The 21,956-nt window shown below is 62.1% G+C and carries 24 protein-coding genes, 1 tRNA gene and 1 pseudogene; 16 read left to right on the top strand and 10 right to left on the bottom strand.

What is annotated here, in order from left to right; all coding sequences use genetic code 11:
- Nucleotide 1: 1 nt before the first annotated feature.
- Nucleotides 2-1,303 carry a pyruvate dehydrogenase complex dihydrolipoamide acetyltransferase gene (locus tag ROE7235_RS11280; protein ID WP_121095656.1) on the top strand — a complete coding sequence of 434 codons (1,302 nt, stop codon included), beginning with the start codon at nucleotides 2-4 and terminating at the stop codon, nucleotides 1,301-1,303.
- A 142-nt stretch (nucleotides 1,304-1,445) separates the two neighbouring features.
- Nucleotides 1,446-1,880 (top strand): organic hydroperoxide resistance protein, encoded by a 435-nt coding sequence (locus ROE7235_RS11275; protein WP_121095655.1) that lies wholly within the window; start codon nucleotides 1,446-1,448, stop codon nucleotides 1,878-1,880.
- Nucleotides 1,881-1,942: 62 nt separating this feature from the next.
- On the opposite strand, the gene cysE is transcribed toward ROE7235_RS11275, so the two are convergent.
- The 3 genes from cysE to ROE7235_RS11260 all read right to left on the bottom strand — a co-directional run bounded on the left by cysE (nucleotide 1,943) and on the right by ROE7235_RS11260 (nucleotide 4,059).
- Nucleotides 1,943-2,755 carry a serine O-acetyltransferase gene (gene cysE / locus ROE7235_RS11270; protein ID WP_121095654.1) on the bottom strand — a complete coding sequence of 271 codons (813 nt, stop codon included), beginning with the start codon at nucleotides 2,753-2,755 and terminating at the stop codon, nucleotides 1,943-1,945.
- Between the two features lie 75 nt (nucleotides 2,756-2,830).
- The gene (locus ROE7235_RS11265; RefSeq protein WP_121095653.1) at nucleotides 2,831-3,583 is read right to left on the bottom strand and encodes a GNAT family N-acetyltransferase; all 753 of its coding nucleotides are present in this window, start codon (nucleotides 3,581-3,583) and stop codon (nucleotides 2,831-2,833) included.
- Nucleotides 3,584-3,612: 29 nt separating this feature from the next.
- On the bottom strand, nucleotides 3,613-4,059 hold the full coding sequence (locus ROE7235_RS11260; RefSeq protein ID WP_121095652.1) for an outer membrane protein assembly factor BamE: 447 nt from the start codon (nucleotides 4,057-4,059) through the stop codon (nucleotides 3,613-3,615).
- A gap of 164 nt (nucleotides 4,060-4,223) precedes the next feature.
- Between ROE7235_RS11260 and ROE7235_RS11255 the strand changes: the two genes are divergently transcribed.
- From ROE7235_RS11255 to ROE7235_RS11225, 7 genes are all read left to right on the top strand, one after another.
- Nucleotides 4,224-4,790: a YceD family protein gene (locus tag ROE7235_RS11255; RefSeq protein ID WP_121095691.1), complete on the top strand. Its 567-nt coding sequence runs from the start codon at nucleotides 4,224-4,226 to the stop codon at nucleotides 4,788-4,790.
- A gap of 202 nt (nucleotides 4,791-4,992) precedes the next feature.
- Nucleotides 4,993-5,199: a 50S ribosomal protein L32 gene (gene rpmF / locus ROE7235_RS11250; RefSeq protein ID WP_121095651.1), complete on the top strand. Its 207-nt coding sequence runs from the start codon at nucleotides 4,993-4,995 to the stop codon at nucleotides 5,197-5,199.
- 28 nt (nucleotides 5,200-5,227) lie between these two features.
- A complete protein-coding gene (gene plsX, locus ROE7235_RS11245) occupies nucleotides 5,228-6,346 on the top strand; it encodes a phosphate acyltransferase PlsX (RefSeq protein ID WP_121095650.1) in 1,119 nt (372 codons plus the stop codon).
- A complete protein-coding gene (locus tag ROE7235_RS11240) occupies nucleotides 6,343-7,320 on the top strand; it encodes a beta-ketoacyl-ACP synthase III (RefSeq protein WP_121095649.1) in 978 nt (325 codons plus the stop codon). The genes plsX and ROE7235_RS11240 overlap by 4 nt, the downstream gene beginning before the upstream one ends.
- A gap of 84 nt (nucleotides 7,321-7,404) precedes the next feature.
- Complete coding sequence (ihfA, locus tag ROE7235_RS11235; protein ID WP_121095690.1) at nucleotides 7,405-7,710, top strand: integration host factor subunit alpha; 306 nt, start codon at nucleotides 7,405-7,407, stop codon at nucleotides 7,708-7,710.
- A gap of 16 nt (nucleotides 7,711-7,726) precedes the next feature.
- Entirely contained in the window at nucleotides 7,727-8,650 is a 924-nt protein-coding gene (locus tag ROE7235_RS11230; RefSeq protein ID WP_121095648.1) for a MerR family transcriptional regulator, read from the top strand.
- Nucleotides 8,651-8,801: 151 nt separating this feature from the next.
- A tRNA-Pro gene (locus ROE7235_RS11225) sits at nucleotides 8,802-8,878 on the top strand.
- A gap of 11 nt (nucleotides 8,879-8,889) precedes the next feature.
- Here ROE7235_RS11225 and ROE7235_RS11220 read toward each other — a convergent pair.
- Nucleotides 8,890-9,168, bottom strand: coding sequence for a sll1863 family stress response protein (locus tag ROE7235_RS11220; RefSeq protein WP_220669561.1), 279 nt, complete (start codon nucleotides 9,166-9,168; stop codon nucleotides 8,890-8,892).
- Between the two features lie 140 nt (nucleotides 9,169-9,308).
- Here ROE7235_RS11220 and ROE7235_RS11215 point away from each other — a divergent pair, with 140 nt between their 5' ends.
- A complete protein-coding gene (locus tag ROE7235_RS11215; RefSeq protein WP_121095647.1) occupies nucleotides 9,309-10,385 on the top strand; it encodes a 2'-deoxycytidine 5'-triphosphate deaminase in 1,077 nt (358 codons plus the stop codon).
- A 13-nt stretch (nucleotides 10,386-10,398) separates the two neighbouring features.
- Nucleotides 10,399-11,046 (top strand): MarC family protein, encoded by a 648-nt coding sequence (locus ROE7235_RS11210; RefSeq protein WP_121095688.1) that lies wholly within the window; start codon nucleotides 10,399-10,401, stop codon nucleotides 11,044-11,046.
- A gap of 1 nt (nucleotide 11,047) precedes the next feature.
- On the opposite strand, the gene ROE7235_RS11205 is transcribed toward ROE7235_RS11210, so the two are convergent.
- From ROE7235_RS11205 to prfA, 3 genes are all read right to left on the bottom strand, one after another.
- The gene (locus ROE7235_RS11205) at nucleotides 11,048-11,782 is read right to left on the bottom strand and encodes a DUF4167 domain-containing protein (RefSeq protein WP_121095646.1); all 735 of its coding nucleotides are present in this window, start codon (nucleotides 11,780-11,782) and stop codon (nucleotides 11,048-11,050) included.
- A 207-nt stretch (nucleotides 11,783-11,989) separates the two neighbouring features.
- Nucleotides 11,990-12,832 (bottom strand): peptide chain release factor N(5)-glutamine methyltransferase, encoded by an 843-nt coding sequence (prmC, locus tag ROE7235_RS11200; RefSeq protein ID WP_121095645.1) that lies wholly within the window; start codon nucleotides 12,830-12,832, stop codon nucleotides 11,990-11,992.
- Nucleotides 12,832-13,887 (bottom strand): peptide chain release factor 1, encoded by a 1,056-nt coding sequence (prfA, locus tag ROE7235_RS11195; protein WP_121095644.1) that lies wholly within the window; start codon nucleotides 13,885-13,887, stop codon nucleotides 12,832-12,834. Before prfA ends, prmC begins: the two co-directional genes overlap by 1 nt.
- A gap of 112 nt (nucleotides 13,888-13,999) precedes the next feature.
- Here prfA and ROE7235_RS11190 point away from each other — a divergent pair, with 112 nt between their 5' ends.
- Nucleotides 14,000-15,325, top strand: a complete 1,326-nt coding sequence (locus tag ROE7235_RS11190) for an HlyC/CorC family transporter (protein ID WP_121095643.1) — start codon at nucleotides 14,000-14,002, stop codon at nucleotides 15,323-15,325.
- A 3-nt stretch (nucleotides 15,326-15,328) separates the two neighbouring features.
- On the top strand, nucleotides 15,329-16,189 hold the full coding sequence (locus ROE7235_RS11185) for a glycosyltransferase (RefSeq protein ID WP_121095642.1): 861 nt from the start codon (nucleotides 15,329-15,331) through the stop codon (nucleotides 16,187-16,189).
- On the opposite strand, the gene ROE7235_RS11180 is transcribed toward ROE7235_RS11185, so the two are convergent.
- Entirely contained in the window at nucleotides 16,150-17,079 is a 930-nt protein-coding gene (locus ROE7235_RS11180; protein WP_121095641.1) for an ABC transporter ATP-binding protein, read from the bottom strand. The genes ROE7235_RS11185 and ROE7235_RS11180 overlap by 40 nt on opposite strands.
- Before the next feature lie 123 nt (nucleotides 17,080-17,202).
- On the opposite strand from ROE7235_RS11180, the gene ROE7235_RS11175 reads away from it, so the two are divergent.
- Nucleotides 17,203-17,385: a zinc-finger domain-containing protein gene (locus ROE7235_RS11175; RefSeq protein WP_121095687.1), complete on the top strand. Its 183-nt coding sequence runs from the start codon at nucleotides 17,203-17,205 to the stop codon at nucleotides 17,383-17,385.
- 111 nt (nucleotides 17,386-17,496) lie between these two features.
- Complete coding sequence (locus tag ROE7235_RS11170; RefSeq protein WP_121095639.1) at nucleotides 17,497-17,910, top strand: hypothetical protein; 414 nt, start codon at nucleotides 17,497-17,499, stop codon at nucleotides 17,908-17,910.
- Here ROE7235_RS11170 and ROE7235_RS11165 read toward each other — a convergent pair.
- The gene (locus tag ROE7235_RS11165; RefSeq protein WP_121095637.1) at nucleotides 17,903-18,367 is read right to left on the bottom strand and encodes a hypothetical protein; all 465 of its coding nucleotides are present in this window, start codon (nucleotides 18,365-18,367) and stop codon (nucleotides 17,903-17,905) included. The two genes, ROE7235_RS11170 and ROE7235_RS11165, sit on opposite strands and share 8 nt — an antisense overlap.
- Nucleotides 18,368-18,430: 63 nt before the next feature.
- On the opposite strand from ROE7235_RS11165, the gene polA reads away from it, so the two are divergent.
- Complete coding sequence (gene polA, locus ROE7235_RS11155) at nucleotides 18,431-21,460, top strand: DNA polymerase I (protein ID WP_245963939.1); 3,030 nt, start codon at nucleotides 18,431-18,433, stop codon at nucleotides 21,458-21,460.
- 295 nt (nucleotides 21,461-21,755) lie between these two features.
- Here the strand turns inward: polA and ROE7235_RS11150 are convergent.
- Nucleotides 21,756-21,956: pseudogene (locus ROE7235_RS11150) on the bottom strand (IS630 family transposase); the annotation flags it as partial.

Here is a 21,956-nt window from a genome sequence, read left to right as displayed (position 1 = left end):
GATGCCGACAGAAATACTCATGCCCGCGCTGTCCCCGACAATGGAGGAAGGGACGCTTGCAAAATGGCTGGTCAAGGAAGGCGACACCGTGTCGTCGGGCGATATCCTGGCCGAGATCGAAACCGACAAGGCGACGATGGAATTCGAGGCCGTCGATGAAGGCGTGATCGGCAAGATCATGGTCGCCGAAGGCAGCGAAGGGGTGAAAGTGAACACCCCCATCGCCGTACTGCTCGAAGACGGCGAAAGCGCCGCTGACATAGAGGCCCCGGATCAGGCCCGGGGCGCGGCGGCTGCTGAAGTGACACCCGCCCCGGCCCCCGAGCCGGGGCCTCAGGCCACAGCCGCTCCGCCTGCCCCTGTCAAGGACGGCGGGCGCGTCTTTGCCTCGCCGCTCGCGCGCCGGATCGCGGCCGAAAAAGGTCTGGACCTTGGCCAGATCACAGGCTCTGGCCCGCATGGCCGTATCGTCAAGGCCGATGTGATGGATGCCAAGCCAGGTGCGGCCCCTGCCCCGCAGGCAGCGGCACCGGCAGCCGCCGCACCGGCCAAAGCTGCCGCGATGCCCACCGGTCCCAGCGCCGACATGGTCGCGCGCATGTATGAGGGGCGCGACTATGAAGAGGTCGCGCTTGACGGCATGCGCAAAACAGTTGCCAGCCGCCTGACCGAAGCCAAGCAGACCATCCCGCATTTCTACCTGCGCCGCGAGGTGCAGCTGGATGCGCTGATGAAGTTCCGCGCCGATCTGAACAAGCAACTGGAGCCGCGCGGCGTGAAGCTGTCGGTCAATGACTTCATCATCAAGGCCAGCGCCATGGCGCTGCAAGCCGTACCCGATTGTAACGCAGTCTGGGCGGGCGACCGTATCTTGCGGCTGAAGCCGTCGGATGTGGCCGTCGCGGTCGCCATTGAGGGCGGGCTGTTCACGCCAGTCTTGAAGGACTCGCACCTGAAATCGCTGTCAGCGCTGTCGGCGGAAATGAAGGATCTTGCCGGGCGCGCGCGCAACAAGAAGCTTGCGCCGCATGAATATGTCGGCGGGTCGATGGCGATTTCCAACCTTGGCATGTTCGGGATCGAGAATTTCGATGCCGTCATCAACCCGCCGCACGGGTCCATCCTCGCCGTGGGCGCGGGTGTGAAAAAGCCGGTCGTGGGCAAGGATGGCGAGTTGAAAGTGGCGACTGTCATGTCCATGACCCTGTCGGTTGATCACCGGGTGATCGACGGTGCGCTTGGCGCGGAATTCCTGCGCGAAGTGGTCGCCTATCTGGAAAATCCGGTCACGATGCTGGCGTAACCTGCCGGTCAGATCCATGACTTGACGCCCCCGCCCGAACCGATCGGGCGGGGGTCTTTTGTTGTGCAATTCACCACGCGCGGTTGAAGACCAGAACAGGGTTCATACCTCTTGAGGAAGATAACCCTAATTGGAGGCAACCATGCCAGCATCAAAAGTTCTCTATAGCACCAAGGCCACGGCAACCGGTGGCGGACGCGAGGGGCAATCCAAAACCCATGACGGCGCGCTAGACCTGACAATGTCGACCCCGAAGGAGTTGGGCGGCGCGGGCGGCGACGGCGTGAACCCCGAGCAGTTGTTTGCGGCGGGCTATGCCGCTTGCTTTCTAGGCGCGATGCGTGCCTACGGGCGGGGCAAGAAAATCAGCGTGCCCGATGATGCCTCTGTCACGGCAACGGTCGGCATGGGGCCGCGCGACGATGACGGCTTTGGCATTTCGGTGGAACTGGATGTGTCGCTGCCCGATGTCGACGATGACGTGGCCGATGACCTGATCGCGGGCGGGCACCATGTCTGCCCCTATTCCGACGCAACGCGCGGGTCTCTGACGATCATTCCGCGCCGCGCAGACTAGCCAGACGCAAACAGGCGCGCGGAAATGACCCGCGCGCCTGTTTGGTTTACGTCCTGCAGCGGTCAGATTTCACCGCGAAAAAGCTGGTCCATGGTCAATGACGGTTGGGCGCATCCCGCCTCACCGACAATCCGCGCTGGCACACCCGCCACGGTTTTGCGCGCAGGAACATCTTCCAGCACGACCGACCCGGCGGCGATACGGGCGCAATCGCCGACATGAATGTTGCCCAGCACCTTGGCGCCGGCGCCGATCAGCACACCATTGCCGATCTTGGGATGACGGTCGCCGTCTTCCTTGCCGGTGCCGCCCAGCGTGACGGAATGCAGCATCGACACATTGTCGCCCACCACGGCGGTTTCCCCGATCACGATGGAATGCGCGTGGTCAATCATAATGCCACGGCCGACCCGTGCGCCGGGGTGAATATCGACCCCGAAGCATTCCGACACCCGCATCTGGATCAGGCTGGCGAAATCTGCCCGCCCCTCACGGCACAGCCAGTGCGATATGCGATGCGCCTGCACCGCCTGAAATCCTTTGAAATACAACAAGGGTTTCAGAAAACGGTTGCACGCCGGGTCACGCTCGAACGTGGCGACAATATCTGCGCGCGCCGCTTCTCCCAAGGTGGGGTCTGCCGCATGGGCCGCGTCCATGATCTCTCTCAGGATCTGTTCGGACAGCTCCGCCGTGCTCAGCTTTTGGCTAAGACGGAAGGCAAGCGCCTGTTCCAGCGTTTTATGGTGCAGGACAGAGGAATGAAACATCCCCCCGAGCAGAGGTTCGGCGTCCAGCGCGGCCTCAGCCTCGTGGCGGATACGCTCCCAGACCGGGTCGAGGGAATGCAGGTTGGGTTTCTGGGCTTGGGCCATCAACTGCCCTCCGTCTTGGATTGTAGATAAATAGATATAACCGCGCGGCACCAAAAGACAATTGGTCCGCGCCGTTTACCGTGACTGTGCCATCCCCATCAACAAGCGTTTGCGATTGGGCGGAATGCGCGCAATCTCGACTGCGGTAAACACATGCAACGTATCCAGATTGGGGTCGCGCACAGCATGGTCCGACACCCAGCCCCCCATGCCCAGATACATACGCAACAAAGGCGGGATGGACTGCATCGCGCCCTTCTGGTCAGCAATATCGCCCGGCTGCGGCAGGTCGAAGGCAAGGGGGTCGCGCTTGGCGGGGCACAGCTCGGCGGGGCCGGTATGGCGCGCGCGCAACCAGCCAAGCGCGGCTTTGTGCCGCCCCGGCTCGTCGCCTTTGAACGACGCACAGCCGATCAGCAAATCCACGCTCTGCGCCTCTGCGCGGCGTGCGATTCCAGCCAGAAGCGCGCGCAGGATGTCGGGGTCTTGGCGGCGGTCATCGGCGATACAAACGCGCCCCAGCTCTAGCGCGCGGAGCCGGGCGCGCACCAGCGGCGACAGATCATAATACTGCGCGCTGTAGCATTCATCCAGCGCCGGGCCATCCAGCAGGCGCAAGCGCGCACAGGCGAGCGCGCCCTCGGTCTCTGCCTCGGTTATCAGCAAATGGTCGCATAGCGGGTCAAAGCGGTCCAGATCCGCGCCGCGGTTGCCGCGAAACCGCACGCGGCGCAACTGTGCCACCTGCGCCAGATCACCCTCGGATTGCGCAACCCGCAGCGTCAACCGACCGAAATTATGGTCGTGAAAGGCGTCTGGTATGGTCATCGCAGCTGCCCCGACCCGTTATGCCGTGCTTACCCGCCCAACATCTGTGCGGGGTTGAACTGGCCGAAATTGCTCAAAAGCTGACGCAAGATGGATTGTCCGGATGGTCCTGTATTCGTCACGCGGCGCGACAATGCCACGACCTCGCCCTCTGCCAACCCGAAACGCTCTATATTGGCCACGCGGTCGCTGCCGTCAAAACTGATTGCCACGACTTCGCGCTTTACCTCGACGGGTGCGCGCCAGCCTTCTTCGACCCAGTCGCTCTGGACATAATACCACGCAGCCCCTTCCATGACGCCCGACACACCGGGGCGTCCGACCTTTTCCGCCACGTCGTCGCGCGTATCCTGGCCGACCTCTATATCGGCCAATTGCATGTCATCGGGGGCATAGCCATGATACCGGGGCACGGGCGAGCAGGCGCTCAAGGCCAAGGTCACAATCGCAACAAGCGCGAAAACACTGTGTTTCATTGGCCGGTCCGCCCTTTAACCCGTTCTGTGCCGCTAAAATAAGGCACGCTTCCCGCAAAGGGATACAGAAGGACGCCCCCCACTTCAAGAATGGAAACCTTGCCCTTATATCTTTGCCAGCCGCAACCAATGCCATGACCCAGACACAAAAGGCCCCGCACCCCATGACATCCGAGCTTTCCGAAATGCCGCGCATCGCAGCCCCCGTGTCCGTAGCCAGCCTGAACGGGCGCAAAGCCCGCGACATCCTGATCGAACCCGACACGGCAGAATGCGCCGCGCTCGCCCGCTATCTGGAGCTGAGCGCCCTGCGAAAGGTGCGCTTTCATGGAACGCTTGCGCCCGTCGGGGCGCAGGATTGGGAACTGTCGGGCAGTCTAGGCGCGACCGTTGTGCAACCTTGCAGCGTTACGTTGGCCCCGGTGACAACCCGAATCGACGAACGCGTAATCCGCCGCTTTACCGCAGAGTTGCCAGAGCCGGAGGGTGACGAGGTCGAGATGACAATCGACGAAACACTCGAGCCGCTGGGCACGCAGATCGACCTTTCTGCCACGGTGATCGAGGCGCTGGCGCTGGCAGCGCCCGATTTCCCGCGCGCCCAAGGCGTTGCTATGAACGAAGATGGCGTGCTGCGCGCCGCACCGGAAGGCGAGACACCGCTGGATGATGACGCGGTCAAGCCATTCGCCGGGCTAAAGGCACTGCGCGACAAGCTGGACCCGTCCTAAGAGCTCGCCAGTGGCGCGGTCCCGGCAAACATGGCTTGCGCATCAAAAAAACGCCTGTATTTTGCGCCCTTCGTGCGAACAGGGCTTGGAAGCGCGGCACATTCCGTGTATTCGGCCCGAAATTCGTATCCACAGACACTCGCGCCAAACCGGCCCGTCCACATTCGGGCCGCCACCGCGCCACTGACATCCGAGGTTTGACATGGCCGTTCAACAGAACCGCGTTACCCGTTCCCGCCGTAACATGCGCCGTGCGCATGACGCGTTGGTCGCATCCAACCCCAACGAGTGCAGCAGCTGCGGCGAACTGAAGCGCCCGCACCACGTGTGCCCGTCCTGTGGCCACTATGCTGATCGCGAAGTGGTTGCCCAAGCGACCGAGATCGACCTGGAAGACGACGCGGCCTAAATGCCAGTGTCCCGCGTCAGGGTCTTTGATGTCAGACGCGCCTGAAACCAGCGCCAAAGGCAAGCCCGGCACGATTACCGTGTCGGTGGATGCTATGGGGGGCGACCAAGGCCCGCAAGCCGTTGTCGACGGCTGCGCGCAGTCGGTTTCAAAAAACCCGGATCTGATGATCCTGCTGCACGGCGACAGCGCCGTGCTCGACCCGCTTGTCGCGCGTCACACCGCCCTGCGCGGGCGTGTGACAGTGCATCATAGCCCCGACACCGTGAAGATGGATGACAAGCCCGCGCAGGTCATGCGCCACGGGCGCGACACGTCCATGTGGAACGCGTTGGCAGCGCAACGCTCTGGACAGGCGCAAGCGACCGTGTCCTGCGGCAATACTGGCGCGCTGATGGCGGTTTCCATGTTGCAACTGCGCAAGCTGTCGGGTGTCCACCGCCCCGCCATCGCATGCCTTTGGCCGTCGCGCGGAAAGACCGGCTTCAACACCATGCTAGATGTCGGGGCCGATGTGCGCGCCGACGAAGAATCGCTTCTGCAATACGCGATGATGGGCGCCGCCTATTTTCGCAACGCGTTCAACATGCCCCGCCCCCGCGTCGGCTTGCTGAATGTCGGCACAGAGGATCACAAAGGCCGCGCAGAGATAAAGGAAGCCGCAATCCTGATCGCGCAAGCCGCAGAGATCGGCCAGTTCGAGTTTGTCGGCTTTGTCGAAGGCGGCGATATTCCCTCGGAACGGGTGGATGTGATCGTTACCGACGGCTTTACCGGCAATGTCGCGCTGAAAACCGGCGAAGGCACCGCGCGGCTTATTTCCGACCTTTTGCGCCGCGAATTGACCGCCACGCCTTGGGCGATGATCGCCGGGCTTTTGGCATTGCGCCCGATGCGCCGCGCGAAAAAGCGCACCGATCCAAGCCGTGTGAATGGCGGGGTCTTTCTGGGGCTGAACGGCACGGTGGTAAAATCGCACGGCTCTGCCGATGCAACGGGCGTGTCCTCGGCGATCAAGCTGGCCTTCACATTGGCGCGGTCAGGCTTTCAGGAACGCATGTCGGACCGGCTGAGCGCGGTCATGGACACGGTCGCGGAACGGCAGATGTCGGCCAGTGACAGCACAGGCACAGAGGGTCAGGAATGAACACCACAAGGGCGGTAATTCGCGGTTGCGGCCACTATCTGCCCGAACGGGTGGTGCCGAATTCCGAGTTCGCGGCCATGCTCGACACCTCGGATGACTGGATCGTCTCGCGCTCGGGGATCGAGCGGCGCCATTTCGCAGCAGAAGGCGAATACACCTCGGACCTTGCCGCCCATGCAGGCCGCCGCGCACTTGCCGCCTCTGGCATTGCGCCCGACCAGATTGATGCGGTGATCGTCGCCACATCGACCCCGGATTACACCTTTCCTGCCGTCGCTACACAGGTGCAGGCGGCGCTTGGCATCCGTCAGGGGTTTGCATTTGACATACAGGCCGTCTGCGCTGGCTTTGTCTTTGCACTGGCCAATGCCAACGGGCTTATTCTGGGCGGGCAGGCAAAACGCGTGTTGGTCATCGGGGCTGAAACCTTTTCGCGCATCATGGACTGGACCGACCGGGGCACCTGCGTGCTGTTCGGTGATGGCGCGGGCGCTGTGGTGCTGGAAGCCGTGGACAGTGATGGCACCTCGCAGGATCGCGGCATTCTGGGCGTCGACCTGAATTCGGACGGCCAATACCGCGACCTGCTCTATGTCGATGGCGGCGTGTCACGCTCCGGCACATCGGGCGTGTTGAAAATGCAGGGCCGCGAAGTGTTCCGGCACGCGGTCGAGAAACTGGCTCAAACCGCCACCACGGCGCTGGAGCGCGCAGACCTTGGTGCGGGCGATGTCGACTGGGTCGTGCCGCATCAGGCCAATCTGCGCATCATTCGCGGCACCGCACAAAAGCTGGGCGTGCCGATGGAAAAGGTCGTCGTGACCGTGCAGGACCACGGCAACACCTCTGCCGCGTCCATTCCGTTGGCGCTGTCAGTCGCGGCCGACCGCGACCAGTTCAACCCCGGCGATGTGATCGTGACCGAGGCCATCGGTGGCGGGCTAAGCTGGGGCGCCGTTGTGCTGCGCTGGTAACGCTTTAACGGTCCGCCACAACCCCCTGATATTGACTCGGAAATTGCTTTCGCGCAGACTAGCTCGGAAACGCCGGGGGGCATGATGTCTGATAAAACTCTTACACGAATGGACCTGACCGAAGCGGTATTCCGCGAGGTTGGGCTGTCGCGCAACGAATCGGCCATGCTGGTGGACAGCATGCTGCAACATATCTCCGACGCGCTCGTCGCGGGCGAGCAGGTCAAGATATCGTCTTTTGGCACATTTTCGACACGCGACAAGAATGCACGCATGGGGCGCAACCCCAAAACGGGGGAAGAGGTTCCGATCTCTCCGCGCCGCGTGCTCAGTTTCCGGCCCTCGCATCTGATGAAAGATCGCGTCGCGCAGGGTAATTCCGGGCAATAACGAGTAAGGCAAGTTCATGCGCAAAGCACCAGAGGCGTTCCGCACCATCAGCGAAGCGGCCGATGCCCTGGACACCCCGGCGCATGTTCTGCGCTTTTGGGAAAGCAAGTTCAGTCAGGTCAAGCCTGTGAAACGCGCGGGCGGGCGGAGCTACTATCGGCCCGCTGATATCGACCTGCTGTCCGGAATTAAACTGCTGTTGCACGATCAGGGGATGACCATCCGTGGTGTGCAAAAACTGCTGCAGGATAAAGGCGCGCGCCACGTCGCCGCCATGGCCCCGCTGGGCGACGATGTGCTGGATGGAGAGGTGACGCCGCCTGTCGTGATCGCGGCGAATGACCCGGACCCTCAAGCGACGGGTGCAGACGCGGCGGAGAGCGTGCCAGAACCCACGCCACCTGCGCCCGAGACAGCGGCAACAGCGCAAGACGACGCGGCAAGTGCCACCGACACGTCAGGCCCTGCCGTAGCCGAAGACAGGCCGGTTCCGCCAACGGAAGACACGCCTGACGCAGAGCCTGCCAGCGAGCAGGTCGAAGACTCGGAGCCAGACGCGACAGAGCCGGAAGAAACACCCGACACGGTGAACATTCCCGACGCTGCGGACGCAACGGAACTTCCCGCGGCGCAACCATCAGAGACCGACATCCCCGATATCGCAGCGGCGCCCGTGCCTGACATCAACGACAAGGCCGAGGATGTGCCACAGGACACGCCGGAAGCTGCGCGCATAGAGGACGATCAACCCGTCGACACCGGCCCCGAGCCCGCGCTCGCGCCACTACTAGAGGCCGGGACGGCACAAGCAGGCCCGATCCGCTTCGCAGGCATTGCCCATGCGCTGCGCACCGCTCCGCCCAGCAATGCAGACAGCTATGCGGCGGCCATGGCGCGACTTGAAACGCTGGTCCAGAAGATGGCCGCGCGGGACGGCTGACACGCCGTTCGCGAGACGGGGTGTGCCGGTATCAACCGGCCCCAACAACTGTTTAAGAAAACCGGCCAGTCCGGTTTTGTGAATGGGCGTGGGGCGCGGATTGCCCCTTGCCCTCGGCGCTGAATCGGTTAGAACGCCGCCCATAGCTTGTCGGGCTATAGCGCAGTCTGGTAGCGCGTCCGTCTGGGGGACGGAAGGTCGCAGGTTCAAGTCCTGCTAGCCCGACCATTTCTTCACTGTCAGCGTTTTGTCGCCCGCTCGAATGCGTTGGCAATGTCGGTCCAGGCCGCTTCGAAACCCGACTGCATTTCGGACCACGCCTTTTCGCCGGTTTCGCGCGCCTCGTGCAGCTTTTTCTCGAACTGATCGCGCTGCTCTTTCATGTCTGCAAGCTGGTCTTCATATTTTTGCTTCATATCCGCCTGAGCGCCGCGCATCTGCGCTTCTTGCTTGGCAATCTCGGCGTTCCACTCGTCAATCTTGGCCTTGGTTTTCTCTATGAATGCGTCACGGTCCATAAGGGCCTCCTTTTTTTGGCACTCCATTTCACCTAGGAACCCGATCGGGGTCACACAACCCGTGCGCGGCTGCCCTTCCCAAGTCTCATAGGCTTCGCTAAGACAGATCATGCGACAGACCGCGTGCAAGGAGTGATGAGATGCAGGGTGTTTTGCCATCCCAAACCCTGCGCGAGATGATCGCGCGCGGACAGATCGCCGCGGAACTGCCTGTCACCGATGCTCAGGTGCAGCCCGCCAGCCTTGACCTGCGCCTGGGCGCGCGGGCGTGGCGCGTGCGGGCCTCTTTCCTGGCGGGCAAAGGGCGGCGCGTGGCCGAACGGCTGGCGGATTTCGAGATGCACGAGATGGCGCTCGACAATGGCACCGTGCTGGAAAAGGGCTGTGTCTATGTCGTGGAATTGATGGAGCAGCTCGCCCTGCCCCAAGGCCTGCATGCCGTGACCAATGCCAAAAGCTCTACCGGGCGGCTGGACTTGCTGACGCGGGTCATTGCCGATGATGGAACCGAATTCGACCGCGTGCCCGATGGCTATCATGGCCCGCTCTATGCCGAGATTTGTCCGCGATCCTTCTCTGTGCTGGTGCGTCCCGGTCAACGGCTGAACCAGATCCGCTTTCGTCGCGGCCATGCCGTGCTGGATGACACGGCCCTGCGCGACCTGCACGCGCGCGAAACGCTGGTGCCGGGCGATCCTGTCATCTCTGACGGGTTGGGGTTTTCGGTCGACCTGAAGCCCGCGCAAGACACTTTGGTCGGCTACCGCGCCAAGCCACATACCGGCGTGATTGATCTGGACCGAATCGGCGCGTATGCGCCGCGCGATTTCTGGGAAGAGCTGCACAGCGACACCGGCCAGATCATTCTGGACCCCGGTGCGTTCTACATTCTGGTCAGCCGAGAGGCCGTGCATATCCCGCCAGATTATGCCGCCGAAATGGCGCCTTATCTGGCCATGGTGGGCGAATTTCGTGTGCATTACGCGGGCTTTTTCGACCCCGGTTTTGGGCATGGACCGGCGGGTGGCACCGGCGCGCGCGGTGTGCTGGAAGTGCGTTGCCACGAAGCCCCTTTCGCGCTGGAACATGGGCAGATTGTCGGGCGGCTGGTCTATGAACGCATGGCAGAGCGGCCCGAACAGTTATACGGGGCCGATCTGGCGTCGAACTACCAAGGGCAGGGCCTGAAGCTCGCCAAGCATTTCAAGGCCCGGTGATACAGGACATATGATGCTGGAAATTCCGTTCCTGATCTCTGCTTTCGTCACGCTGTTCGTGGTTATTGACCCGATTGGCACGGCACCGCTGTTTCTGGCGCTGACCCAAGGGATGAGCGCGCAACACCGCCGCGCTGTCGGCTTGCGGGCCTGCTTTATCGCCGCGCTTCTGCTGACAGCCTTTGCGCTTGCGGGCGAGGATTTCCTACAGTTCATCGGCATTTCCATGCCTGCGTTCCAGATCGCGGGGGGGCTTTTGCTGTTCCTGACGGCGCTGGACATGCTGTTCGACCGCCGCTCGGAGCGCCGTCAGAACCATGCCGACGAAGGGTCTGGCAATCTGGCCGATGACCCGTCGGTCTTTCCGCTGGCCATGCCGTTGATTGCCGGGCCGGGCGCGATGGCCACCATGGTGCTGCTGATCAATGACACTGGCGGATCATGGGAAGGTGTCGCGCTGATCACCGGCGTCATGCTGGCGGTGATCGTTCTGGTATTGCTGGCTTTTTTGGCCGCAGCCCCGCTGGAACGCATCTTGCGCCGCACCGGAACGATGGTGCTGACGCGGTTGTTCGGGCTGCTGCTGTCGGCGCTGTCGGTTCAGTTTGTGCTGAACGGGGCTTCGGCGCTTGGCATATTGCCAAACGCCTTGCCGATGTAGCCTATTCCGCCGCCGAAGATTTCATTTCCGGTGCGGGGGGGCTGTCCCCCTCGCCTTTCGGCGCGCGCGGTTTGCGCGGCGCGCGGCGGGGTTTGGGGGCATCGCCGTCCGCCTTAGCCTCTGCCTTTGGTGCGCGAGGCTTGCGCGTGTTGCGCGGCTTTTGCTCTGTCGCCTCGGAGGGCGTCTCCTGCGGGGGCCTGTTGCCTTCCGGCGTCTCTACCACAAGCGCCTTGCTGTCGTCATCGCTTGATGGGGCGACATCGAACGCATCGCTTGCATTGCCACTGTCGTCGCGCGGGGGCTGGCTTTGCTCGGCCTGCCGCTGCTGGTGGTTCTGACCGCCATTGCCGTTCTGACCGTTCTGACCGCTCTGACCGTTATTCTGGCCCTGCTGGCCATTGTTCTGACCATTGTTTTGGCGCCCACGATCGTCATTGCGGGCGCGTTGGTCTTCCTGCTGCTGGCGGCGGGCCTCCTGTTCGGCGGCTTGCTCGCGCTGCGCTTGCGCCAACATGCGAGTGTAATGCTCTGCATGTTGTTGAAAGTTTTCAGCCGCAACGCGGTCATTGCCAAGCTGTGCATCGCGGGCCAGAAACTGATATTTCTCGATAATCTGTTGGGGGGTGCCGCGCACCTTGCCTTCGGGCCCGGAACTGTCGAACACGCGGTTCACGATGTTTCCAAGCGTCTTGGGGCGGTTCGACTTCGAACGCGAACGTTTATTGGGTGATCTCATATTGTAAAATGTCCAGCCAGATAGGGACGTATCTTGCGCTTCGCGCTGCGCCGCCAAAGAGGCGCAAGAGCGAACCGCTGATCGGGGTGTCAGGTGCAGCGAACGTGTGCTGAACCAACCTGCGCAGAGTTGGTGCCACGCAACGCCGCTCGTGGCAAGCCCCGTGACCGATAAAATCACCCGAAACGGCAGGTTATGGCATATTTATCATAGTTTGCGCTGACCCAACACCACGCGTGGGTGGCCCGAAAGGTCGTGGCGCAACCCGACATTGACCAGTCCCGACGCATGAAACAGCGCTTGCACCGCGTCACCCTGCCGGTGGCCGATCTCTGCCATCAGCCAGCCACCTGGGGTCAGGTGCCGCACGGCCTGCGCGCAAATGACACGGTATGCGGCCAGACCGGAGCCGTCATCACCTGCGGGCACCAGCGCCATGCGAGGTTCATGCACGCGCACATCGGGCGCAAGCGCGGCCAGTTCCGGCGTGCCGATATAGGGCGGGTTCGACACGATCAGGTCGAACCGCCCCTCTATGGCGGCAAACCAGTCAGAATGCTGGAATATGACCCGCTGCGCCACGCCAAGCGCATCCGCGTTGCGCGCAGCCACATCCAATGCGGCTTGTGACAGGTCCACGGCGACCGCGCGGGCCTGCGCACGCTCGGCCAGCAAGCTCAGCACAATCGCGCCCGACCCTGTGCCAAGGTCCAGCACGGTGTCGAAGCGTTGCTCCAGCGCGGCCTCTATCAGGGTCTCGGTTTCCGGGCGCGGGTCCAGCACGTCAGCGGTTACGATAAAGCTATGCCCCCAGAACGCGCGCTGCCCGGTAATCTGTGCCACTGGCACGCGCTCCGCGCGCACAGCGATTGCCCGACGAAAGCAGGCAATTGCGCTGTCGGGGGCCGGGTCGGCCATGGCCAAGGTCAGACGGTCGCGCGGTACACCCAGCGCATGGGCCAGCAACACGCGCGCATCGCCCGCAGCGCCGTCCAGCCCCGCCGCACGCAGCGCCGCGACGCCTTCGGCCAACAGGTCCGCCGCGCGCATCAGCCGTCCATCGCCGCCAGTTTGGCGGTTTGGTCGGCCTCTATCAATGCGTCGATCACCTCGTCCAGATCGCCCGCCATGACCGCGTCCAGCTTGTACAGCGTCAAGTTGATACGGTGGTCGGTCATGCGCCCTTGCGGGAAATTGTAGGTGCGGATCCGCTCGGACCGGTCGCCGCTGCCGACCTGGCTGCGCCGCGCATCGGCGCGCTCTGCGTCAGCCCTCTGGCGCTCCATGTCGAAAAGCTTGGCGCGCAGCACCTGCATGGCAATGGCGCGGTTCTGATGCTGCGATTTCTCGGCAGAGGTGACGACGATCCCGCTTGGAATATGCGTAATCCGCACCGCCGAATCGGTGGTGTTCACATGCTGCCCGCCCGCGCCCGATGCGCGCATCGTGTCGATGCGGATATCGCCTGCAGGAATGTCGATCTCGACCTCTGCGGCTTCGGGCAGCACGGCGACGGTCGCGGCGGATGTGTGGATGCGCCCGCCCGATTCCGTGACCGGCACACGCTGCACCCGGTGCACACCGGATTCAAATTTCAGCCGCGCAAACACCCCCTCGCCCGCAACACGGATCACCGCTTCGCGCAGCCCGCCAAGTTCGGTTTCCGAGTAGCTGATGGTCTGCACCTGCCAGCCGCGCGCCTCTGCATAGCGCTGATACATCCGCAGCAGGTCGGCGGCAAAAAGCGAGGCTTCCTCGCCCCCTGTGCCGGGACGCAATTCGATCAGGGCCGGTTTTGCATCGGCACTGTCACGCGGCAAGAGCGCGAGCCGCAAGGCTTGTTCAAACGCGGGCAATTCGCTGTCAAGACGGGTCAGTTCTTCGTCGGCCAGTTCGCGCATGTCGGGCTGGTCGCGCAAGGCAAGTGCCTCTTCGCGGTCGCGCAGCGCCTGCCGATAGGCCATGATCTGTGTCACCACCGGTTTCAATTCGGCATAATCGCGCGAAAGCTGCACCATATCCGCCCCCGAGGCCCCCTCCATCAGACGGGCTTCGAGGTACTCGAATCGTTGCAGGATCTGGTCCAGAGCGTCTTGTGCGAACATGGCTATGGCACATGACCGCAAGCCGCTGCGCGGTCAAGCCCGCGACCGCATCTTTACGCGCGCCCTTGAAGCCCTTAAATAGGACCGAGTTGCAGCAACCTTCGTGAGATACATGGAAAATCTGGCCGCCAATCTGGACACGGCCTTTTGGTTAACCACAGGCGGAATTCTATGCCTGCTGGTCATATCGGGCCTGTTTTCAGGGTCGGAAACAGCGCTGACGGCATCCAGCCGCGGTAAGCTGAAATCGCAGGCCGACAAGGGCGAGCGCGGCGCAGACAGCGCGCTGATCCTGACAGAGGATAGCGAGCGCATGATCGGCGCGATCTTGCTGGGCAACAACATGGTCAATATTCTGGCCGCTTCGTTGGCGACCGCGCTGTTCACACGGTTGTTCGGCGATAGCGGCGTGGCGCTGGCCACATTGGTGATGACCCTGCTGGTGCTGGTCTTTGCCGAAGTGTTGCCCAAGACCTATGCCATCTCCAACCCCGAACGCGCCGCCCTGAAAGTTGCTGCGCCTTTGCGCATCATCGTGGCGGTATTCTCGCCCGTGGTTGCGGTTGTGCGCTTTGTCGTGCGGCGGGTGCTGGCCCTGTTCGGGGTCGATATCGACCCCGACAGCCACATCATGTCGGTGCATGACGAAATTGCAGGCACGCTGGCCTTGGGGCATTCCACCGGCTCTGTCGAGAAAGAGGACCGCGACCGCCTGCTGGGCGCGCTGGACCTGTCAGAGCGCACGGTGGAAGAGATCATGCGCCATCGCAGCCAGATTGACGTGGTCGACGCGGACCAGCCAATTCGCGACATCATCGCGCATTGCATCAACGCGCCGCATTCGCGTCTGCCTGTCTACCGCGAAGACCCAGAGAACATAATCGGTATTCTGTATGTGCGCGACCTTGTGCGCGAGATGCACGCGCTGGTCGGCGCGGCCGGCGGCGATTACGACGCTACTAGCAAGCTGGACCTGACCAAGCTGCTGCGGTCGCCGTATTTCGTGCCCGAAACCACCCCGCTGGATGAACAGATGCGCGAATTCCTGCGCCAGAAGCGGCATTTCGCGCTGGTGGTGGATGAATACGGCGCACTTCACGGCTTGATAACGCTAGAGGATATTCTGGAAGAGATTGTCGGCGAGATCGAGGATGAATACGACGTCCCCGCCGACCCGGAACTGGTGCATTTGGAAAGCGGTGAGGTGTTGGTCGAAGGGTCGATGACCATTCGTGACCTGAACCGCGCCGCCGATTGGTCCTTGCCCGACGAGGAAGCTGTGACCGTGGCCGGTTTGGTAATCCACGAAGCGCAGACCATTCCAGAGGAAGGCCAGAGCTTTGTGTTCCACGGCTTTCGCTTCACGGTGCTGGAGCGGGTGGATAACCGCATCACACGGCTGAGCATCCGCAGACAAAAACTGGAAAAGGCCGAGTAAGCGATGCCCAAGCCCGATATCGCCTTTGTCTGCGCGTCCAACAACCCACGGATTTTGCAGGATAACCTGCTACGATCCCCGTTGATCGCATCGGGGGACTACTCGCTGGAGGTGGTTGAAAACGCTAAATCCGCGGCGCGCGCCTATAATGGCGGGCTGGACCGGACCGATGCCGACATCGTGGTCTTTCTGCACCATGATGTGTATTTGCCGCTGGGTTGGGACGACCTGCTGCGCCAGCGTATTGCCGAGGTAGAGGCGATTGATCCCGACTGGGCGCTTCTGGGCGCGTTCGGGATTGCCATGGATACGCGCGGCTATGGGCCTGTGTGGTCCAGCTCTATCGGGTTCATTGCCGGTTTGGTGCCGATGGCCCCTGTGCCGGTGCAGTCCTTCGACGAGTTGCTCTTCGTCATGCGCCGTGACGCGGGGCTGCGCTTTGATGAAGCACTGGACGGCTGGCACATGTATGGCACCGACATTGTCTGTCAGGCGCGCGCAAATGGGCGGGGTGCCTATTCCGTGGCGCTGCCGCTGATCCATAACGATGGTTACAAGGAAACCCTCGATGGCAGTTTCGAGGCTGCGTTCCGCTACATGGCCCGCAAGTGGCGGGGCATGTTACCGCTTAAAACACCTGTCGTGAAAATCACCCGCAGCGCCCGCGACCTGTATAAATGGCGCTGGCACCTGTGGCGCTCGCGCAAGGAGCGCATTGCGATTGCGGCCCCCGACGCGCGCGACCCGCGCGACTATGCGCAGGTTTGCGGCTGGATGGATTTGCGGCCCTCGCTGGATAGTCCGGCAGGCAAAAAGGCCACGGATCACGCCGCCGAGCGGGTCAGCGACAAGAACACGTCCTGAAGGTCGGGTTCTTCGGACGACACATCGACCACAACGCCCCCCGCTGCCGCCACAGCCGCCAGAACCTGCCCCGCGCTGGTCTGGCTGCGTCGGTAGGTCAGCGTCAGTCGCCCGTCGGGTTTGCGGTCTTGGGTGACTGTCTCGGGCAGGTCCAGCGCGGTGTCGCTTTCCAATGTCAGCACCAGCGTCTTTGCGTCCAACTGGCCCAGCAATGCGGCGGTCTTGTCGCGCACCACCACTTCGCCGTGGTTGATGATGGCGATCTCGTCGCACATCTCCTCGGCCTCTTCCAGGTAATGCGTGGTCAGGATGATGGTCATGCCCTGCGCGTTCAGCTTGCGCACATTGTCCCACAACATCTGGCGCAATTCGATATCGACACCGGCCGTCGGCTCGTCCAGCACCAGCACTGCGGGGCTGTGCACAAGTGCCTTGCCCAGCAACAAGCGCCGCCGCATCCCCCCCGACAGGGTGCGCGCATAGGCCTCTGCCTTGTCTGACAGGCCGATCAGTTCCAGAATGTCATCGGTGCGGCGCTCTGATTTCGGCACACCATACAGGCCCGCCTGCACCTCCAACGCGCCGCGCGGGGTGAAAAACGGGTCGATATTCAGCTCTTGCGGCATCACCCCGATAGCCGCCCGCGACTGGCGCGGGTTCTTATCCTGATCGAAGCCCCAGATGCTGACCTGTCCGGATGTCTTGTTCACCAGCCCTGCCAGAATGTTGATCAGCGTCGATTTCCCGGCCCCGTTCGGCCCCAGCAGACCGAAAATGCTACCCGCCGGAATGCTCAGATCCACACCGTTCAGCGCGGTTTTCGGCCCCTCGCCCTTTTGCGCGGCGTAAATCTTGCGCAGATTGCTGATCTCGATTGCCTGTTTCATCATCTTGGCCCCTTCGGCGCAGCGCAAGCCACCTTGCCGCGCGCGCCCGATTTGTTATGTTTGTGCCATACCTAGGCCAGCGCGCCGCCAGCGACAAGGACAGCCCCTATGACCGCCCCCAAACCCTTGGCCCATGACGCCCCGGAAACCGAAATCGTGACCGCCATGCGCGTGGCCTGCGACGGCGGCGAAGGCGCGCTGGGGCATCCGCGCGTCTGGCTGTCCGTGTCGCACGAAACCGGCGTGGTCGAATGCCCCTATTGCGACAAGCGCTTCATCCATGCCGATTTCGCGGATGACGCGGCCTGAACTTGGCCTTAACCCGTGTCGGCATCATCACGCAGGGTTTGAAATGGCAACAGGCGCTTGGCCGTTTCGAGTCAGTTTGCCTTTTATGGCCAAACTGCTTGGAGTTTCCTCTTGACCACGCTTGACCGGTTTCTTCCCAAGGTGCTTCTGGCCTTTTCGGTTTTCCTACTGTGTTGGGGCGCACCAGGCCTGTTGGAATACGCAATCCCAAGCCTGAACATCGGGCTACAAAACAGCCAGTTTCCCGGCGGCCTGCAATTCGCGCATTTCTTCGCGATCATGCTGACAGGGGCGGTGTTTCTATTCGGCTATCTTCGGCGCTGGCCCCACACGCGGCACGCGACGATCACCATGTATGCCGTTCTGGCAACGCTCTGTTTTGTCGAGGTCACGGATTTCGGCGCATTCGGCGGCGGCACAACCGGTGTTATAATCATGTTGGTGGAATTCAGCACTTATATCGCGCTGTCAGCCTATATGCTGCGCTCTGACGCCATGCAGTGCCGGTTCGGCGCCCCTAGCTGATCAGCATTGGTGCCGCGCCGCACATCAGTTCGCCATCCACGTGGCGGCCTGACGCGTCGAGGAACTGCTCGATATTGTGGCCCGACCACGCCTCCAGCCAGCCAAAGCCGCTGACCAGCCCCCTGCCCGATGCGGTGCCGGTTTCGCCATCCTGATAGGTATAGGCCAGCCGCCCTTCCAGCCCGTCATCGCAAGCAAAGCGCGCGAGCCCAATGCCAAGCCCGGTCACGCGCCATGTTCCGATGCAACTGACACCATCATTCGTGACGCCCGACAGGGTGCCTTCGTCCCAGCCAATCGCGCGACCGACCAGATAGGTATCATCACCCGGCATGCAGGCCACGATGGGGCTACAACTATCAGGGCTGCCAGGGATCAAGGCGCAGTCAGGCAGGTCCAGCGCGGTCGCGGTCTGACCGCTCAGAACGGCGGCGGCGATTGAATAGAGCAAGCGCATGTGGAATACCTTTGAGCAACAGTGAATAGGGCAAAATTGCCCAAACCCATGGAGCCACGCAAGATGACTTTCGGCAAGGACAGCCACCTGCACCTGATTGACGGCTCTGCCTATATCTTCCGCGCCTATCACGCGCTGCCGCCCTTGTCGCGCAAGTCGGATGGTGCGCCGGTGGGCGCGGTCGCCGGGTTTTGCAACATGCTCTGGCGCTATGTCGAAGGCAACCAAGGCCCCGACGCGCCGACCCATGCGGCGGTGATTTTTGACAAAGGGTCGCACACGTTCCGCAACGACCTCTATTCCGACTACAAGGGCCACCGCCCTGACATGCCCGAAGACCTGCGCCCGCAAATCCCGCTGACCCGCGAAGCGACCCGCGCCTTCAACATCGCTTGCGAGGAACTCGAAGGGTATGAGGCCGATGACATTATCGCCACGCTGGCGCGGCAGGCCACAGAAGCGGGCGGGCGGGTGACAATAATCAGCGGCGACAAGGACTTGGCGCAGCTTGTGAATGCAAATGTGTCAATGATCCGCCCCGGCATGCAAGGCAAACCCGACCAGTTGGTGGACCCGGCAGGCGTGGTCGAGTGGTTCGGGGTCGGGCCCGACTTGATGATCGATCTACAAGCCATCGCAGGGGACTCTGTCGACAACATCCCCGGTGTGCGCGGGGTCGGGGCGGCAACAGCCTCGCTTTTGCTGCAAGCCATTGGCCCGGTGGAGCGCCTGTTCGATGAGGGCACGCGCGAGGCGGCGCTGAAAGAACTGGCCGAGCAGATCGACGGCTATGTGTCAGAGATTGAAGGCAAGCTGGAACGCAAAGTCAAGCTGGGGTCCAAGGCCGATGCCGCGGCCATCGTTGCGCTGTCGGGCGCAGAGGTCGGCGCGGAACTCTCGCCCGCCGAGCTGTCCGATCTGGCGGCACAGGGCAATGAGGCCGCAGCCCAACTCATCACCATGCGCGAACGGCTGAAAGTCCTGCGCACCATCGCCCCCAAAGTTGCCGAAGCCGAAGAGGCCGTGCGCCTGTCGAAAGCCCTTGTGCGACTGGATGATGCGACGCCCATTACCTTCGGGCTGGACGATCTGGCCGTGCGCAAACCAGAACCCGACACGCTGCTGGGCTTTCTGAACCAGATGGAGTTTCGCACCCTCACCCGCCGCATTGCAGACAGCCTTGGTGCCGAAACCCCGGCGCTGCCAGAGGCTACGCCCGCGCCCGCAGCCGAGACACCAACGGCGCCTGATTTCGCACAGGCAACATATGACTGCGTGCGCGATATGGACACGCTGCGCACATGGATTGACGCGGCCTATGCGCGTGGCTATGTCGCGGTCGACACGGAAACCACCGCGCTGGATGAAATGCGCGCCGATCTGGTCGGCGTCTCGCTGTGCATAGAGGCCGGCCACGCCGCCTATATCCCGCTGGCCCACCGCGCAGGGGGCGACGGGTTGTTCGATGACCCGGCCCTGACCGAAGGGCAAATCCCGATGGCCGACGCGCTCGCAGCCCTGAAACCCCTGCTGGAAGACCCGAGCATTCTGAAAATCGGGCAGAACATGAAGTATGACGCCAAGATTTTTGCAGGCTATGGCATAGCCGTCACCCCCATAGATGACACCATGCTGATGAGCTACGCGCTGAACGGCGGGTTGCACGGGCATGGGATGGATGCGCTGTCGGACCGCTACCTGAATCATGCCCCCATCGCCATCAAGACGCTGCTGGGCACCGGCAAATCCGCCATCACCTTTGACCGTGTTCCGATAGACGATGCAACGCGCTATGCCGCCGAAGACGCCGACATCACCCTGCGTCTGTGGCAGACCTTCAAACCGAAGCTGCACGCCGCGCAGGTGACGCGCGTCTATGAAACGCTGGAACGCCCGCTTGTCCCGGTTCTGGCGGCAATGGAGCGCACCGGCATCAAGGTCGACCGCGATATCCTGTCGCGTATGTCCAACGCTTTCGCGCAGAAAATGGCGGGGCTGGAAGCGGAGATCCACGAGCTTGCGGGCGAGACGTTCAATGTCGGATCGCCCAAGCAGCTCGGCGAAATCTTGTTCGACAAGATGTCGCTGGAGGGCGGGAAAAAAGGCAAGACCGGCGCTTATGCGACAGGGGCGGATATTCTGGAGGATCTGGCAGCAGAGGGCCACGACCTGCCCGCCCGCGTGCTGGATTGGCGGCAACTCTCGAAGCTGAAATCCACCTACACGGACGCGCTGCAAGACCATATCCACCCTGACACGGGGCGCGTGCATACGTCTTATGTCATTACGGGCGCTGTCACGGGGCGGCTGTCCTCGACCGATCCGAACTTGCAGAACATCCCCATCCGGTCGGAAGAAGGTCGCCGCATCCGCACGGCCTTTGTCGCGGCAGAGGGGCACAAGCTGGTGGCACTCGACTATAGCCAGATCGAACTCCGCATCCTCGCGCATATCGCGGGCATTGACGCTTTGAAGCAAGCGTTTCGCGAGGGGCAGGACATTCACGCCATGACCGCGTCGGAAATGTTCGACGTGCCGATGGACCAGATGACGCCGGACATCCGCCGTCAGGCCAAGGCGATCAATTTCGGGGTGATCTACGGCATTTCGGGCTTTGGGCTGGCGCGCAACCTGCGCATTCCGCGCTCTGACGCGCAGGGCTTTATCGACCGCTATTTCGAACGTTTCCCCGGCATCCGCGCTTATATGGACAGCACGGTGGAGTTCGCCAAAAAGCATGGCCGCGTGGAAACGCTGTTCGGGCGGCGCATCCATACGCCGGAAATCAACACCAAAGGGCCAGCGGCAGGCTTTGCCAAACGCGCCGCGATCAACGCGCCCATCCAAGGCACCGCCGCCGACATCATCCGCCGCGCTATGGTGCGGGTGCCGGATGCGATAGCGAGGCTGCCCGCGCGGATGCTGCTACAGGTGCATGACGAACTGATGTTCGAGGTGGAAGACGGTGCCGTGGACGACGTGATCGGTGTGGTGCGTGAGGTGATGGAAGGGGCGGCTGACCCCGTGGTGACGCTCGACGTGCCCCTGGTGGTGGATGCGGGGGTTGGCGAGAGTTGGGCGAAGGCGCATTGATGGGGTTGGCTCAGCCCTAAAAGTCGACAACGCCTGCCCCGAGATCAAGCTAACCAACACTCATTATATACCGGAGGACATCTGTACTAATATAACGCAAAGATATTCATATAGGAAAATGTCATGTCCGTAATACTTCCTGGTGAGCTGTCATCAGTAGTAAATGATATGCATCGTGCGAGAACCGCAAAGCTCTATTATCCGTGTTTGCTGGTGGCTTTAACTCTCCCAGAGATTTGTAGTGGATTAGTCCTGCCAAAAGATAAATTCGTCAAGCAAGAACACTATACTTCTTCTACTCCAAAACCCGAAAGTTCTCGTGTGTTATGACGCGGAAGTTATCTGACACCTTGTCGCGGAATTTCTTCCATTCCTGCGGGATGGTCTCACGCATGAATGCAAGGATGGCGTCGGCGAATTGCTTCTGACTTCGGTAGTAGCGATTGTGGGTGACATAATGGTGCAAGACCGCCCAAAGACGTTCAATTGGATTGAG

Source organism: Roseinatronobacter ekhonensis, from assembly GCF_900499075.1.
In the GTDB taxonomy this organism is placed as follows: Bacteria; Pseudomonadota; Alphaproteobacteria; order Rhodobacterales; family Rhodobacteraceae; genus Roseinatronobacter; species Roseinatronobacter ekhonensis.
The sequence above is the reverse complement of the archived record's forward strand: the minus strand, read 5'-3'. Positions and strand labels throughout refer to the sequence as shown.

Excerpts from the sequence above, each read along its gene's own strand:
- ROE7235_RS11280 (WP_121095656.1), top strand. The coding sequence starts at position 2 with ATGCCGACAGAAATACTCATGCCCGCGCTGTCCCCGACAATGGAGGAA.
- ROE7235_RS11275 (WP_121095655.1), top strand. The coding sequence starts at position 1,446 with ATGCCAGCATCAAAAGTTCTCTATAGCACCAAGGCCACGGCAACCGGT.
- cysE (WP_121095654.1), bottom strand. The coding sequence starts at position 2,755 with ATGGCCCAAGCCCAGAAACCCAACCTGCATTCCCTCGACCCGGTCTGG.
- ROE7235_RS11265 (WP_121095653.1), bottom strand. The coding sequence starts at position 3,583 with ATGACCATACCAGACGCCTTTCACGACCATAATTTCGGTCGGTTGACG.
- ROE7235_RS11260 (WP_121095652.1), bottom strand. The coding sequence starts at position 4,059 with ATGAAACACAGTGTTTTCGCGCTTGTTGCGATTGTGACCTTGGCCTTG.
- ROE7235_RS11255 (WP_121095691.1), top strand. The coding sequence starts at position 4,224 with ATGACATCCGAGCTTTCCGAAATGCCGCGCATCGCAGCCCCCGTGTCC.
- rpmF (WP_121095651.1), top strand. The coding sequence starts at position 4,993 with ATGGCCGTTCAACAGAACCGCGTTACCCGTTCCCGCCGTAACATGCGC.
- plsX (WP_121095650.1), top strand. The coding sequence starts at position 5,228 with ATGTCAGACGCGCCTGAAACCAGCGCCAAAGGCAAGCCCGGCACGATT.
- ROE7235_RS11240 (WP_121095649.1), top strand. The coding sequence starts at position 6,343 with ATGAACACCACAAGGGCGGTAATTCGCGGTTGCGGCCACTATCTGCCC.
- ihfA (WP_121095690.1), top strand. The coding sequence starts at position 7,405 with ATGTCTGATAAAACTCTTACACGAATGGACCTGACCGAAGCGGTATTC.
- ROE7235_RS11230 (WP_121095648.1), top strand. The coding sequence starts at position 7,727 with ATGCGCAAAGCACCAGAGGCGTTCCGCACCATCAGCGAAGCGGCCGAT.
- ROE7235_RS11220 (WP_220669561.1), bottom strand. The coding sequence starts at position 9,168 with ATGGACCGTGACGCATTCATAGAGAAAACCAAGGCCAAGATTGACGAG.
- ROE7235_RS11215 (WP_121095647.1), top strand. The coding sequence starts at position 9,309 with ATGCAGGGTGTTTTGCCATCCCAAACCCTGCGCGAGATGATCGCGCGC.
- ROE7235_RS11210 (WP_121095688.1), top strand. The coding sequence starts at position 10,399 with ATGCTGGAAATTCCGTTCCTGATCTCTGCTTTCGTCACGCTGTTCGTG.
- ROE7235_RS11205 (WP_121095646.1), bottom strand. The coding sequence starts at position 11,782 with ATGAGATCACCCAATAAACGTTCGCGTTCGAAGTCGAACCGCCCCAAG.
- prmC (WP_121095645.1), bottom strand. The coding sequence starts at position 12,832 with ATGCGCGCGGCGGACCTGTTGGCCGAAGGCGTCGCGGCGCTGCGTGCG.
- prfA (WP_121095644.1), bottom strand. The coding sequence starts at position 13,887 with ATGTTCGCACAAGACGCTCTGGACCAGATCCTGCAACGATTCGAGTAC.
- ROE7235_RS11190 (WP_121095643.1), top strand. The coding sequence starts at position 14,000 with ATGGAAAATCTGGCCGCCAATCTGGACACGGCCTTTTGGTTAACCACA.
- ROE7235_RS11185 (WP_121095642.1), top strand. The coding sequence starts at position 15,329 with ATGCCCAAGCCCGATATCGCCTTTGTCTGCGCGTCCAACAACCCACGG.
- ROE7235_RS11180 (WP_121095641.1), bottom strand. The coding sequence starts at position 17,079 with ATGATGAAACAGGCAATCGAGATCAGCAATCTGCGCAAGATTTACGCC.
- ROE7235_RS11165 (WP_121095637.1), bottom strand. The coding sequence starts at position 18,367 with ATGCGCTTGCTCTATTCAATCGCCGCCGCCGTTCTGAGCGGTCAGACC.
- polA (WP_245963939.1), top strand. The coding sequence starts at position 18,431 with ATGACTTTCGGCAAGGACAGCCACCTGCACCTGATTGACGGCTCTGCC.